Origin of the sequence: Aeromonas bivalvium (assembly GCF_000819765.1) — a bacterium.
In the GTDB taxonomy this organism is placed as follows: Bacteria; Pseudomonadota; Gammaproteobacteria; order Enterobacterales; family Aeromonadaceae; genus Aeromonas; species Aeromonas bivalvium.
Map to the genome: position 1 here is coordinate 156,098 of NZ_CDBT01000054.1, position 13,368 is coordinate 169,465.

Annotated in this window: 9 protein-coding genes and 1 pseudogene; 6 read left to right on the forward strand and 4 right to left on the reverse strand. The window is 61.2% G+C overall.

Annotated features, from left to right (window positions below; translation table 11 throughout):
- Nucleotides 1-19 precede the first annotated feature (19 nt).
- The 3 genes and pseudogenes from thrB (at nucleotide 20) to BN1119_RS15555 (ending at nucleotide 2,799) form a co-directional block, all read left to right on the forward strand.
- Nucleotides 20-988 carry a homoserine kinase gene (thrB, locus tag BN1119_RS15545; RefSeq protein WP_157438674.1) on the forward strand — a complete coding sequence of 323 codons (969 nt, stop codon included), beginning with the start codon at nucleotides 20-22 and terminating at the stop codon, nucleotides 986-988.
- Complete coding sequence (gene thrC / locus BN1119_RS15550; RefSeq protein ID WP_041999986.1) at nucleotides 985-2,259, forward strand: threonine synthase; 1,275 nt, start codon at nucleotides 985-987, stop codon at nucleotides 2,257-2,259. The genes thrB and thrC overlap by 4 nt, the downstream gene beginning before the upstream one ends.
- Nucleotides 2,260-2,374: 115 nt before the next feature.
- Nucleotides 2,375-2,799: pseudogene (locus BN1119_RS15555) on the forward strand (YybH family protein).
- Between the two features lie 56 nt (nucleotides 2,800-2,855).
- Here BN1119_RS15555 and BN1119_RS15560 read toward each other — a convergent pair.
- Nucleotides 2,856-3,440 (reverse strand): TetR/AcrR family transcriptional regulator, encoded by a 585-nt coding sequence (locus BN1119_RS15560; protein ID WP_041999992.1) that lies wholly within the window; start codon nucleotides 3,438-3,440, stop codon nucleotides 2,856-2,858.
- Nucleotides 3,441-3,572: 132 nt separating this feature from the next.
- On the opposite strand from BN1119_RS15560, the gene BN1119_RS15565 reads away from it, so the two are divergent.
- Both BN1119_RS15565 and BN1119_RS15570 read left to right on the forward strand, forming a co-directional pair.
- Nucleotides 3,573-4,781 (forward strand): MFS transporter, encoded by a 1,209-nt coding sequence (locus BN1119_RS15565; protein WP_041999995.1) that lies wholly within the window; start codon nucleotides 3,573-3,575, stop codon nucleotides 4,779-4,781.
- A 95-nt stretch (nucleotides 4,782-4,876) separates the two neighbouring features.
- A complete protein-coding gene (locus BN1119_RS15570; RefSeq protein ID WP_041999998.1) occupies nucleotides 4,877-5,827 on the forward strand; it encodes a transposase in 951 nt (316 codons plus the stop codon).
- A gap of 1,411 nt (nucleotides 5,828-7,238) precedes the next feature.
- On the opposite strand, the gene BN1119_RS15580 is transcribed toward BN1119_RS15570, so the two are convergent.
- Nucleotides 7,239-7,706, reverse strand: a complete 468-nt coding sequence (locus BN1119_RS15580) for a GNAT family N-acetyltransferase (protein ID WP_042000001.1) — start codon at nucleotides 7,704-7,706, stop codon at nucleotides 7,239-7,241.
- A 556-nt stretch (nucleotides 7,707-8,262) separates the two neighbouring features.
- Here BN1119_RS15580 and BN1119_RS15585 point away from each other — a divergent pair.
- The gene (locus BN1119_RS15585; RefSeq protein ID WP_042000004.1) at nucleotides 8,263-9,837 is read left to right on the forward strand and encodes an ATP-binding cassette domain-containing protein; all 1,575 of its coding nucleotides are present in this window, start codon (nucleotides 8,263-8,265) and stop codon (nucleotides 9,835-9,837) included.
- Between the two features lie 303 nt (nucleotides 9,838-10,140).
- On the opposite strand, the gene BN1119_RS15590 is transcribed toward BN1119_RS15585, so the two are convergent.
- Together BN1119_RS15590 and BN1119_RS15595 are read right to left on the reverse strand one after the other, a co-directional pair.
- The gene (locus tag BN1119_RS15590; protein ID WP_042000006.1) at nucleotides 10,141-12,162 is read right to left on the reverse strand and encodes a BCCT family transporter; all 2,022 of its coding nucleotides are present in this window, start codon (nucleotides 12,160-12,162) and stop codon (nucleotides 10,141-10,143) included.
- Between the two features lie 234 nt (nucleotides 12,163-12,396).
- A complete protein-coding gene (locus BN1119_RS15595) occupies nucleotides 12,397-13,287 on the reverse strand; it encodes a LysR substrate-binding domain-containing protein (RefSeq protein ID WP_042000009.1) in 891 nt (296 codons plus the stop codon).
- Nucleotides 13,288-13,368: the final 81 nt, after the last annotated feature.

Sequence of the window (13,368 nt, forward strand, 5' to 3'; positions counted from 1 at the left end):
CGATTTTGAACAAGATGCCATGGTGCAGGGCGGCAGCGTGGTCGCCTATGCCCCGGCCTCCAGCGCCAACCTGAGTGTGGGCTTCGATGTACTGGGGGCGGCGCTCGCCCCCGTGGATGGCTCCCTGCTTGGGGATCGCGTCCAGGTAAAGGCGGCCGATGTGGCGTTTGCCCTCTCCTGTGTGGGCCGCTATGCCCACAAGCTGCCGGACGATCCGAAGAAGAACATCCTTTATGACTGCTGGCTCGTCTACGGCGAGGCGCTGGAGAAGCGCGGCCTGACACTCAAGCCGCTGGAGATGGTGCTTGAGAAGAACCTGCCGGTGGGCTCGGGCCTCGGCTCCAGTGCCTGCAGCGTGGTGGCGGCACTCGAAGGCCTCAACGCCTTCCACGGCGCTCCTCTCAATGAACACGACCTGCTGCTCTTGATGGGGGAGATGGAAGGCAAGATCTCCGGCTCCGTCCATTACGACAACGTGGCCCCCTGTTATCTGGGGGGCATGCAGCTGGTGCTGGAAGAGGGGGGCGTCATCAGCCAGGGCATACCTGTGTTCGAGCAGTGGTACTGGGTGGTCTGCTACCCGGGCACTGTGGTTTCCACCGCCGCCGCCCGCGCCATCCTGCCGGCCCAGTATCGCCGCCAGGACTGCCTCACCTATGGTCGCCGTCTGGCTGCGTTTGTGCACGCCAGTTACACGGGTCAGGAGGGATTGGCCGCCAGCGTGCTGAAAGACGTGATCGCCGAGCCTTACCGTGCGGCCCTGATTGAAGGCTTCAACGAGGTGCGGGCCCAGGGGGCCCAGAACGGGGCGCTCGCCACCGGCATCTCGGGGTCCGGTCCCACCGTGTTCGTGGTGATGAAGGATCTGGCCCAGGCCGAGCGGATGAAAGAGTGGATGGAGGCGCACTTAGTGCGCAATGAAGATGGATTTGCCCGGGTCTGCAAACTGGACATGGCCGGGGCACGGGTAACAGGAAGCGAGCTATGAATCTTTACAACATCAAGGACAAGAGTGAACAGGTGAGCTTCGCCCAGGCGGTGCGTCAGGGTCTGGGCCGCGAGCAGGGGCTCTTCTTCCCCGAGCAGCTCGAGCCGCTGGCCGACGTGGATGCCCTGCTGGCGCTGCCGCTGGCCGAGCGCTCGGCGCGCATCCTGAGCCACCTGCTGGGTGACGAAGTTCCCAAGCCTAAGGTGAGCGAGCTTATCGACGCCGCCTTCACCTTCCCGGCGCCCCTGGTCAAATTGAAAGACGGCACCTATGCCCTCGAGCTGTTCCACGGCCCGACCCTGGCGTTCAAGGACTTCGGCGGCCGCTTCATGGCCCAGTGCCTCGCCGCGTTCAGGACCAACGACAAGATCACCATACTCACCGCCACCTCCGGCGACACCGGCGCCGCCGTGGCCCACGCCTTCTACGGCCTGGAGGGGATTGAAGTGGTGATCCTCTATCCCAAGGGCAAGATAAGCCCGTTGCAGGAGGCGCTGTTCTGCACCCTGGGTGGCAACATCCGCACCATCGCCATCGACGGCGACTTCGATGCCTGCCAGGCGCTGGTCAAAGATGCCTTTGACGACGAGGCGCTGAAGAAGGCGATTGGCCTTAACTCCGCCAACTCCATCAATATCAGCCGCCTGCTGGCCCAGGTCTGCTACTACTTCGAGGCCGTGGCCCAGTTGCCGAAAGCCGATCGTGCCAAGGCGGTCATCAGCGTGCCGTCCGGCAACTTCGGCAACCTCACTGCGGGCCTTATTGCCAAGGCGCTGGGTCTGCCGGTGAAGCGCTTTATCGCCGCCACCAACGCCAACGATACCGTGCCGCGCTACCTGAAAACCGGCCAGTGGGAGCCGCACCAGACGGTGGCAACGCTGTCGAATGCCATGGACGTGAGCCGCCCCAACAACTGGCCGCGGGTAGAGGAGCTGTGCCGTCGCAACGGTTGGGCGCTGGAGACCCTGGGGTCCGGCATGCGTGACGATGCCCAGACTCGCGATGCGCTCAAACGCCTGCATCAGCAGGATTACCTGTGCGAGCCCCACGGCGCCATCGCCTGGGATCTGCTGAACGAGCAGCTGGCAGAAGATGAAGTAGGGGTGTTTCTCTGCACCGCCCATCCTGCCAAGTTCAAGGAGTCGGTGGACGAGATCCTGAGTCTGGATGTGCCGCTGCCCGGCCCGCTCGCCAAGCACGCCGCGCTGCTGCTGCTCTCCCACAACCTGCCCGCAGACTTTGGCCGCCTCAAGGCCTTCCTGCTCGGTTAAGCCGCCATGAGACGCTGACGATCCCCCGCTTTTATATTGAAAGCGGGGGATTTTTATGTCCGGCATAAGGCGGGAAACCCGCTCTGGATGATCCCCCTGAAACAAGGAGCACGGCATGAGCCAGCACCCCCTTCGCACCTTGTCGAGACCTGCGACGCCGCCATCTCCCGGCGCGACTTCGACGCCCTGATGGCCTTCTATGCCGAGGACGCCGCCCTGGTGGTCAAACCCGGCATGGTGGCGCGCGGCATTCCCGCCATCCGCCGCGCCTTCACCGCCATTTCCGATTATTTTGACGGCCAGCTTGAGGTGACCCAGGGGGCCATGGAGGTGATCGAGGGGGCCGACAACGCCCTGGTGATCATGGAAACCCGGCTGCGCTACCCGGACGGGCAAGGCGGCCTGGTGGACGAGACTCGCCGCGCCACCGATGTGTTTCGCAAGGAGGCGGATGGGCAGTGGCGCTGCACCATTGACAACTCCTACGGCACCACGCTGCTGGCGGCGCAGCAGTCCGGCGATCGGCCTGCAAACGATTAGGGGGAAGTTGGGACACCCACATTTTTGACACTGACAAAGCTGTGTGTCCCAGATCCCTACCTCACTCGCAACCCGCGTAGCAGCAACTCCAGGGCTGCCACGCTTCGAGCCAGGCGCGCACTGCCTTCTTCACTTTCGGCAATCCAGCACGCCGCTTCCTCCAGACTGCCGTAGATCAGCGATGCCAGCGCCTCAGGGTCGGCTTCGACCACCACATCTTGCTGGATCAATCGGTGGATTAGCTGCTGCATCGAGGCGATACAGTGGCGCTGCGCTTCCGGTGTGGTCCCCCCCAGCACCGCTTTGGCATCACGCAGCACTATGCGCTGGATCTCGGGCTCCAGTGCCATTTCCAGATAGGCTCGGCAGCGTGCGCAGAAGCCGTCCCAGGGATCCTCGGCGCTATCTGAGATGGACTGCAGGCGGGCATCCATCTCGGCATCGATCTGCACAACGACCGCCGCCAGCAGTCCTTTCTTGTCGCCGAAATGATGATAGAGCGCACCTCGGGTGAGATTGGCCTGTGCGGTGAGATCGTCCATCGAAGTGCTGGCATAGCCATGTTCGCTGAACACCTTGCGGGCCGTCGCCAGCAAGGTGGCTCGGGTTGCTTCCATGTCGGCGCGGGTGCGACGAGCCATAGTCTTCTCCTTACATACGATGCGTATCTTTATTTACATTCAGTGCGTATGTATGTTTTTATTCATACGCAATGTATGTATTGTCACGGCACAGCGATGCCGTGACAAGCAGAACCCTATGGAGAAATCGAGATGACCAACCCTTATCGCACCCTTTTTACCGCCCCCGGCAGCAAGGGCTTTGCCCTGGCGGGCTTGCTGGCCCGGCTGCCATTGCCCATGACAGGCATCGGCATCATCACCATGCTGGCGCAACTGCGTGGCAGCTATGCCTTGGCGGGTGCCGTGTCGGCGGCGTTTGTGCTGACTTATGCCCTGTTATCGCCGCAGATTTCACGGCTGGTGGACAGGCTTGGGCAGGGTCGGGTGCTGCCTGTGACCACTGCCATCAGCGTCATCGGCTTGTTGCTCCTGCTTGCCAGTGCATGGTGGCAAGCCCCTGACTGGACCCTGTTCAGCGGCGCTTTGCTTGCCGGCTTCATGCCAAGCATGTCGGCCATGATACGGGCACGCTGGACGGCCATCTACCGGGGACAGCCGAGCTTGCAGACCGCCTATGCGCTGGAAACCGTGCTCGATGAAGTCACCTTCATCGCCGGGCCACCATTGTCGGTGGGGCTTTGCGTGATCTTGTTCCCTCAGGCTGGCCCGCTGGTGGCGGCGCTGCTGTTGATGCTGGGGGTCTCCGCCCTGGTCGTGCAGCGCGAAACCGAGCCGCCGATCGAGGTGCAAGGCGCCACCACCGAAGATTCGGGCACAGTGATCCGGCTGGTGAGTGTGCGCTTGCTGGTGTTGCTGATGATGGCGATGGGGGTCATCGTCGGCACAGTGGACATCGTCAGCGTGGCCTTTGCAGAGCAACGGGGTCAACCGGCGGCGGCCAGTCTGGTGCTGTCGGCCTATGCCATAGGCTCTTGTCTGGCGGGGCTGCTGTTTGGGGCACTCAAGCTGCAAACCCCGTTGCATCGCCTGCTGCTGTTGGGCGGGTTGGCGACGTCCATCACCACGCTGCCGCTGCTGCTGGTGGACAGCATTCCCGCGTTGGCGGTTGCCGTGCTGATCGCCGGACTGTTTTTTGCCCCCACCATGATAGTGGCGATGTCCCTGGTCGAACGTCTGGTCCCTGAGCATCGGTTGACCGAGGGCATGACCTGGCTGCTGGCCGGCCTGAACGTCGGGGTTGCCCTGGGGGCGGCGGTATCTGGTCAGGTCGTGGATGAAGGGGGCGTCCGGGCCGGTTTCTTCGTTGCTCTATGTGCCGGTGCCCTAGTGCTGCTGATGGCTTTCTGGGGGTATCAGCACTTGCGCAGCCATGACTTGCTCACCCCGCACGCAGCCTGATGGCGGTACCGTCTTTTTAAATCGGGACACCCACCTTTTTGACAGTGGGTTAGTCGTGTACTTGGCTTGAGAGGTTACAGATCAGGGGGTGAGCCATGACCATTGCGCGTTCACGTCAAATCAGTTTGCAGGATACGCCTTACTACCATGTGGTCAGTCGCTGCGTGCGGCGGGCTTTTCTGTGCGGGGAAGATGCCCACTCTGGCCAGAGCTACGAGCATCGTCGCCAATGGGTGGTCGACAAGCTGGGCCAACTGTCGCGACTGTTTGCCATCGGCATTTGCGCTTATGCGGTGATGAGCAACCACTATCACCTGGTGCTCAAGGTGGAGCCCGACACCGCAGCTAGTTGGAGTGAGCGGGAAGTGGCCGAGCGCTGGGCGGCATTGTTCCAGTGGCCGCTATTGGTGCGACGCTGGTATCAGGGGGAATCCCTGATTGAGCCCGAACGGACTGTGGTGCAACAACTGATAGGGCAGTGGCGGGAGCGGCTGCATTCCATCAGCTGGTTTGTACGGCTGCTCAATGAAAACCTGGCGCGGCAGGCCAATCGAGAAGATGGCTGCAAGGGTCATTTTTGGGAAGGGCGCTTCAAGAGTCAGGCCCTGCTCACCGAATCAGCCCTGCTGGCCTGCATGGCCTACGTTGATCTCAATCCGATACGGGCGGCATTGGCGGACCGACCTGAGGAGAGCGATTACACCAGCATCAAGCAACGCTTTGAGGGAGAGCAACCAGACGCGCCATTGCCACCTTTGTTGCTGCCATTCGCAAGCCAAGCCCAAGCGGAGGGCCTGCCTTATGCCTTTACCGATTATCTAATGCTGGTGGATTGGACAGGTCGCGCGATAAGAGCTGACAAGCGGGGTTATATACCTGCTCACCTGGCTCCTATTCTGGCGCGATTGGGCCTTGATGGTACCCGTTGGTTGAAACAAGTGACACTGTTCAGGCGCCAGGGCATCAGAGTGGTGGGTGACAAAGACCACTGCCAGCAGTTTGCCTGGCACTGCGGCCAGCGACGATGCCATCAGCCACCTTGTTAATCCGTTAGATCCCGTTTTACCCCCCCTTGGCATTTGTGTGGTGTCAGGCATTGTCATGTCTGAACACGCGGCCCGCCAGGTAAAAATCGCTTGCTTGTCCGATCTCTAGCGGGTTCTTGGGGGAAATGTGTGTAATGAGAGAGTTAGCCAGCCGAGTAATGGCTGGCTCATAAAGGTGGGTGTCCTAGATTTTTATCCTTGGGGGAAATGTGTGTGATGAGAGAGTTAGCCAGCCGAGTAATGGCTGACACAGAAAGGTGGGTGTCCCAGATTTCCTGCTTGGAGGAAATGTGTGTGATGAGAGAGCTAGCCAGCCGAGTAATGGCTGGCACAGAAAGGTTGGTGTCCCAGATTTTTAGCTCAGAAAGGTGGGTGTCCCAGATTTCCCCAGGCCAATAGGGAAGATGGCTGCAAGGGTCATTTTTGGGAAGGGCGCTTCAAGAGTCAGGCCCTGCTCACCGAATCAGCCCTGCTGGCCTGCATGGCCTACGTTGATCTCAACCCGATACGGGCGGCATTGGCGGACCGACCTGAGGAGAGCGATTACACCAGCATCAAGCAACGCTTTGAGGGAGAGCAACCAGACGCGCTATTGCCACCTTTGTTGCTGCCATTCGCAAGCCAAGCCCAACCGGAGGGCCTGCCTTATGCCTTTACCGATTATCTAATGCTGGTGGATTGGACAGGTCGCGCGATAAGAGCTGACAAGCGGGGTTATATTCCCACTCACCTGGCTCCCATTCTGGCTCGATTGGGCCTTGATGGTGCCCGTTGGTTGAAACAAGTGACACTGTTCAGGCGCCAGGGCATCAGAGTGGTGGGTGACAAAGACCACTGCCAGCAGTTTGCCTGGCACTGCGGCCAGCGACGATGCCATCAGCCACCTTGCTAATCCGTTAGATCCCGTTTTCCCCCCCTTGGCATTTGTGTGGTGTCAGGTATTACCACGTCTGAACACGCGGCCCGCCAGGTAAAAATTGCTTGCTTACCCAATCTCTAGCGGGTTCTTGGGGGAAATGTGTGTGATGAGAGAGTTAGCCAGCCGAGTAATGGCTGACACAGAAAGGTGGGTGTCCCAGATTTTTCAAGATCCCGTTTACCTCCCTTGGCATTGGTTTGGTGTCAGGCATTACCACGTCTGAACGCGCGGCCACCAGGTAAAAATCGCTTGCTTACCCAATCTCTAGCGGGCTCTTGGGGGAAATGTGTGTGATGAGAGAATTAGCCAGCCGAGTAATGGCTGGCTCAGAAAGGTGGGTGTCCTAGATGTTTAGAATCCCCCAATGTCGGGGGATTCTTGTTTTCCGTATCTGGCAAGGGGGCGTTGCCTCTTCACTGCTGGCTGCTTTGCTGGTTGGGCTATGCGGCACTGTTTTTATACTGATGGTCGGCAATCATGACGATTTGCGACTTATACATCTATCTCCATCACAGTAACAGGGCTCGATTTAAACTCATCCATGCCGATCTTGTGCCACCCCAGCCGTGAGTAATAGTCGGGAATGGTGGGGTCAAACGCAAACAGGTAGAGTTTTTCAAAGCCAAGCTCTTTGGCTTTCAGAAGAGCGACATCAACCAGCATTTTGCCGATCCCCTGCTTCTGATATTCGGGAGCCACAACCAGTGAGCCAAGCCAGGGGGTCAATTTGTGGCGAATACCATCGTTTTCTCGCAACGAGGACATGCCAACCGCTCTTTCACCATCAAAGGCCACAAAGGTAATAGGTAATGCCCGATCATTGAGATGTTCGGCCAGTTTTGTGATGACGCGTTCAACGGGCACTTCGGGCGACCACATCTTGCCCAGCACCTCATACCAGATATTTGCCAGCTCAGGGATAGCGTCTGGGTGGTTCTGCAACAGATCAATCTTTATCATGCGCTTATCTCATCTCTTTGCACTGGTATAATATCCATTACCAAGCAGGATCTTGATTCTATGGGGTAAATCATAGTGTCAAACAGGGTGATGCTTGCCAAGGCTTACTTCCTTCTTGTGGGGCTTTGTTCTACGCCACGCAACAAATTATCCAAAACCGAAGGTTAATTTGGAGAAGGTTAATTGGTTAATTTGGACACCCACCTTTTCGTCGCCACAGCTGGCTGGATCCTTGGTCCGCTCGCGCCCATAGCTAGCCCTTGGATCGGGGGATCCGGCTCGCTCTCCAGGCGAGTCGCCGTGGCGCACGGGTTGATCTTGTTGGGGCATTTGGTTACCGTTACCGCTCTTCTGATCCCAAGAGTACTTCCTCCGATGCGCATTTAACCTGTCCGCACCCTCCAGTTTTCTGCCCCTCTTCATTGAGGCCGGGTGCGTCTTTACCGTGACAGGTTGATGTTGATCCATCATTGCATTTCTTGTTTGCAGGCGCTGCGTCCCTGTCATTTGGCTTCACTCTCGGCTCGTTGCTCCAGCATCGGCCTCAGGAGTTCAGATGACCCAACTCTCATGTCATATCAAACAGTTGCAACTGCCTTATCTGCCAGGCATTGCACCCCTCACGTTTTCCTTGCCACGGGCACCCTGCGCCCTGATAGGTCGTAACGGCATAGGCAAGAGTCTGCTGCTGGAACTGCTGGCAGGCCAGCGTGCCCCAGCTGCGGGCAAGATAGAGTGGACCCAGCCCGTCGCCTGGCTACCCCAGTTTGTCCCCGCGAGCGATAGCTCTGTGGCTGACTTCATTGGTTGGGGGGAGGCTCTGGGGGCGCTTGGGCGCATCGAGCAGGGCAGTATCGACAGCCGGGACTTCGACTTGCTGGCCGATCGCTGGACATTGCGAGACGATCTCGCCGCCCTCTTGGCCGAGGCGGGGCTCAGGGTCGATGCCAAGCAGCCTCTCAATCAGTTGAGCGGCGGCCAGCTCACCCGACTAAGGCTGCTGGCACTCTTTGCCGAGCCCGAACACTTCCTGTTGCTGGATGAGCCGGACAATCATCTCGATGGCGAGGGGATAGCGTGGCTGGCGCGGCGACTGGCCAACCATAGCGGCGGCTACCTGCTGGTAAGCCACGACCGGCGCTTGCTCAATCAAGCCAAGCAACTGCTTGAGTTAAGCGAGCAGGGGCTGCAAAGCGCCCAGCTCTCGTTTCAGGCCTTCTTGCAACAGCAGGCTCAGGAACAGGCTGCCCGCACCGCCCGGCTGGCCCAGGCTGTACGCAATGAGAAGGCGGCCGCCCTGGCGCTGCAGAGGGTGCGCGAACAAGCTGCGCAGCGCGCCAGTCAGGGCCGCCGGGATCGCGGCTCTCAGGCCAGGATCCTGCTCGATTTCAAAGCGGATCAGGCGGGGAAATCCCTCGGCAAGGCGCAGGATCGCCATGAGCGCGGTCATCAGCAGCAACTGGGGCTTAAGGAGGATGCGGCTGCCGCATTGGCGGCGGTACAGCCCTTGCGGTTGCAGTGGCAGGGGAGGGGCGATCCTGGCAAACAGGGCAGTGCCCAGCCCCTGGTGATAATGGCTGCCAGCCATCCTCGCTGGCATCATCAGCGGGTTAGCCTGGTGCTGCAGCGGGGGGATCGCTGTCTGCTCGTTGGTAAAAATGGCGCCGGCAAATCCAGTCTGCTCAAGATGCTGCGCGGGGAGCTGGCCCCCGAGTCGGGTGCTTTCAGGCTAACTGGCCCCCTGGCTTGTCTGGATCAGGGCTTGAGCCTGATTGCGCGGGATCTCAGCCCCCTTGCCAACTTGTTGGCAGTGGCGCCTGGGCTGGCGGAAAGCGATGCGAGAACACGACTGGCGGGCATAGCCCTTCGCGGGGAGCGCGCCCTGCAACCGACACACCAGTTGAGCGGTGGTGAGCGGCTGAAGCTGGGCCTCTTGATGGTATTGGCACAGCAACCTGAGCTGCTGCTCCTCGATGAGCCGGATAGTCACCTGGATAACGCCTCTCGCCAGCTGCTCACTCAGGTGCTGGCCGATTATCCGGGCACATTGCTGCTTGTCTCCCACGATCCCGAGTTTGTGGCCGGGGTGGGGATTGGGCGGGAGTATTGGTTGGAGGGGGATAAAACATGAGCCAGCCGAGTAATGGCTGGCTCACAAAGGTGGATGTCCCAGATTGTATGTCGAGTAAGGCCACGCTGATTTGGGAGCCGGTCGTGGTGAATGGCGGTCTGCTATCTCGGCCGTTGGTAGCTGTCGGGTAAAGGTGTCGGCTGCTTTGCCGTGGGCTGTCCTGTGGGGCGATGCAACTGGCCAAATGACTGCCAATAAAAATCCCCCATCATGGGGGATTTTTATTGCTCGGGTTGGGCGCCTGTTTGGCGAATCTGGCGGGCTCAAGGTGTTGCCTGTTTGCCCGCCAGCGTCAGCGGGCCATCAGGCCCCGGTTTCGGGCGGGGTATGCTCGGGGGCGCCGCTCAGCAGATCCTGCCCCTGATCCTGACTCAGCATCAGATAGCGTTCGTACTGGCGCAGCACATCGGCGCTCAGTTCGTCCCGGGTCAGGTACTGAACGTCATACCCGGCGCGGCCATCGGCGAAGAAGGTGATGGGCTCAAAGATGCGGGCCTCGGGATCATGGTTGTGGGTCGCCTCCAGGGGGTTGAAGGCGGGAGCGGGGCGGGCCTCGATGCGTACCCCGTAGCAGAAGTCGCGCCGTCCCTCCTGGGGCACCAGCAGGTGGCACTGCTGCGCATCCTGCTCGACCCGGCTGGCGAGGCCACGGGTCTCGAACTCCCGGCACAGGGCGGTGAGGGCGGGCAGTGCTATGTCGCGCAGGAAGTTGCTGGCCTCCTCTTCGGTGGAGGGGCGCAGCAGGTGATCCATGCGGGTGCGCCACTGCTTGCCGTTCCAGAAATCGGTGGCGGGGGAGAGGCGCCTGGCCGAGTGCTCCTTGTCCGCGATGAGGCCGCGCACCAGACCGAGACAGAGCAGCACCATGATGAGGGCGAACGGCAGGGCGGCGATGAGGGTCATGGATTGCAGCGCCGCCAGGCCCCCGGTGCTCATCAGGGTGCCGGCGGTGACCCCGAGCAGCAGGGCCCAGAACAGACGCTGCCAGATGGGGGAGTGCGCCTTGCCCTGGGTGGCGATGTTGTCGATGACGAAGGCCCCCGAGTCGGCGGAGGTGACGAAGAAGACGCTGATGAGGATCACCGCCAGCGCCGAGGTGATGTCGGCCCCCGGCAAGAGGTCAAAGAAGTTGAACAGCAGGGTGTCTATGTTGCCGACCGAGTCGATGAGGGTCTGACCCCCCGCCTGCTGGCTGGCCCAGATGGCGGCGTTGCCGAACACCGTCATCCACAGCAGGTTGAAGGCGGTGGGCACGAACAGGACGCCGAGGATGAACTCGCGCAGGGTGCGCCCGCGGGAGATGCGGGCGATGAAGAGGCCGACGAAGGGGGACCAGGAGATCCACCAGGCCCAGTAGAGCAGGGTCCAGTTGCCAAACCAGCCCGCCTGGCGGGTCTCGCTGTAGGTGAAGGTGCGGAAGGTGAGCTGGCTTAAAGAGGAGACATAGTTGCCAATGTTCTCGGACAGGGCCCCCAGCAGGTACTGGGTGGGGCCGGCCACCAGCACGAACAGCAGCAGCACGATGGCGAGGAAGAGGTTGAGCTCTGAGAGGCGTTTGACCCCCTTGTCGAGGCCGGTGACCGCAGAGATGCCGGCGAGGGCGATGACGACGCCGATGAGGCCGAAGCGAAACAGCTCCCCCGAGGTGTCCATGCCGGTGAGCCGGGTGATCCCCGCCGACAGTTGCAAGACCCCGTAACCGAGGGTGGTGGCGATGCCGAAGATGGTGCCCACCAGGGCGAACACGTCCACGGCGTGGCCGAGCGGCCCGTGGATCTTCTCCTTGAAGATGGGGTAGAGGCCCGAGCGTATGGTCAGGGGCAGATTGTAGCGAAAGCCGAAATAGGCCAGCACCAGGCCGACGATGGCGTAGATGGCCCAGGCGTGAAAGCCCCAGTGGAAGAAGGTGGTGACCATGGCCTCGCGGGCGGCAACCGGGGTCAGGGGCGTCGCCTGGGGCGGAGAGACGAAGTGGGTCATGGGCTCGCCCACCCCGAAGTACATGAGCCCTATCCCCATGCCGGCGGCAAACAGCATGGCGAGCCAGGAGGTGAAGCTGAACTCGGGGCGCGCGTCGTCCGGTCCGAGCCGTATGTTGCCGTAACTGCTGAAGGCCAGCACCAGCAGCAGGATCAGGAACATGCCGACCACCAGCACATAGAACCAGCTGAAGTGCTGGGCTATCCAGCTCTGGCCGTCGCCGAAGAAGCGGGCGGCCGCCTCCGGCGCCAGGGAACAGACGGCCAGCAGCGCCAGGATGAACAGCAGGCCGGGAATGAAAATGGGCAATGACAGGGTACATCTGGGGGGGCGGGGTGCGGTCATGGGACACCTTGGGGTAGTGGGACTCAAGACACTATAGGGCCATGTGCGCAAAAGAGGGGGAGTTGTTTGTCAAATCAGACGTTGGCTACCCCCTTTCAAGCTTTCGGTGACGGCGAGACACGGCGCGCACTGACAGGCAAGCGGGATGTGGTTTGTTGATGGCGCAGATATGCGCGATCACCTCTGCCTGGGGGCTGTCGCCGAGCAGGTCGATGCTGCCCCGGTTTGCCCGGTTCAGGGGGCTGGCAGGGACTGGGCGCGGCAGAAGGTGAGGAAGCGGCGCAGGGCGGCGGAGTGGAACTTCTGCTTGTGCCAGGCGAGAAAGAGCTGGCGGGGGAAGCTCTGGCTCGGGGTGAGTGCCACCAGACGGCCGCTGTGCAGCCGATCGGAGACCGCGAGGCGGGAGATAAAGGAGATGCCGAGCTCCTTCTCCACCGCCAGCATCACCGCCTCCAGGGTGTTGAGTTCGAGTCCCGCCTGCCAGCGCGGCAGGTGGGGCTGGAGCTGCTGCTCGAACTGCTCTCGGCTGCCTGACTGCGCCTCGCGCAGCACCCAGGTCTCATCGGCGAGCAGGGAAAGGGGCAACTCCCGCTGCCCCGCCAGGGGGTGGTGGGGGGGGGCGATGATCAGCATTTCGTCTTCGAGCCAGGGCTCGCTCACCAGATCCGGGTGGTGGTTCTCCCCCTCGATGAGGGCCAGATCCAGCTCGAAGTGGGCCAGGGCATGGCACAAGAGATGGGTGTTGGCGATGGTGACCCTGGGGGCGGCGCCCAGGGCCTGGGCACTCCCCGCCAGCAGGGTGGGCAACAGGTAGTTGCCTATGGTCTGGCTGGCCCCCAGGCGCAGCTGGCCGCTCGGCTCGGCGTCAGGGCGAAACAGCTGCTCTATCTCCTGCATCCGGGTCAGCAGCTCCTCGGCGGCCGGTTGCAGCAGGCGTCCCTCGCCGTTGAGCTGGAGCCTGGGATGCACCCGATCGAACAGCGGGGTGGCGAGCTGGCGCTCCAGCTCCTGCAACGACTGGGAGACGGCCCCCTTGCTGAGGCAGAGCTCGCTCGCCGCGCCCCCCAGGTTGCCGTGGCGGGCTATGGTGGCGAACACCTTGAGTTGTTGCAGGGTCAGCTTCATGTCGTTTGATTTCCCTAAACGCTTAGTTCAATTCATTTAGATATCGTAAACGATAGACCCTCTTTATCCTATACACATCGT

Coding starts and splice junctions, on each gene's coding strand:
- thrB (WP_157438674.1), top strand. CDS start 20: ATGGTGCAGGGCGGCAGCGTGGTCGCCTATGCCCCGGCCTCCAGCGCC.
- BN1119_RS15560 (WP_041999992.1), bottom strand. CDS start 3,440: ATGGCTCGTCGCACCCGCGCCGACATGGAAGCAACCCGAGCCACCTTG.
- BN1119_RS15565 (WP_041999995.1), top strand. CDS start 3,573: ATGACCAACCCTTATCGCACCCTTTTTACCGCCCCCGGCAGCAAGGGC.
- BN1119_RS15570 (WP_041999998.1), top strand. CDS start 4,877: ATGACCATTGCGCGTTCACGTCAAATCAGTTTGCAGGATACGCCTTAC.
- thrC (WP_041999986.1), top strand. CDS start 985: ATGAATCTTTACAACATCAAGGACAAGAGTGAACAGGTGAGCTTCGCC.
- BN1119_RS15590 (WP_042000006.1), bottom strand. CDS start 12,162: ATGACCGCACCCCGCCCCCCCAGATGTACCCTGTCATTGCCCATTTTC.
- BN1119_RS15580 (WP_042000001.1), bottom strand. CDS start 7,706: ATGATAAAGATTGATCTGTTGCAGAACCACCCAGACGCTATCCCTGAG.
- BN1119_RS15595 (WP_042000009.1), bottom strand. CDS start 13,287: ATGAAGCTGACCCTGCAACAACTCAAGGTGTTCGCCACCATAGCCCGC.
- BN1119_RS15585 (WP_042000004.1), top strand. CDS start 8,263: ATGACCCAACTCTCATGTCATATCAAACAGTTGCAACTGCCTTATCTG.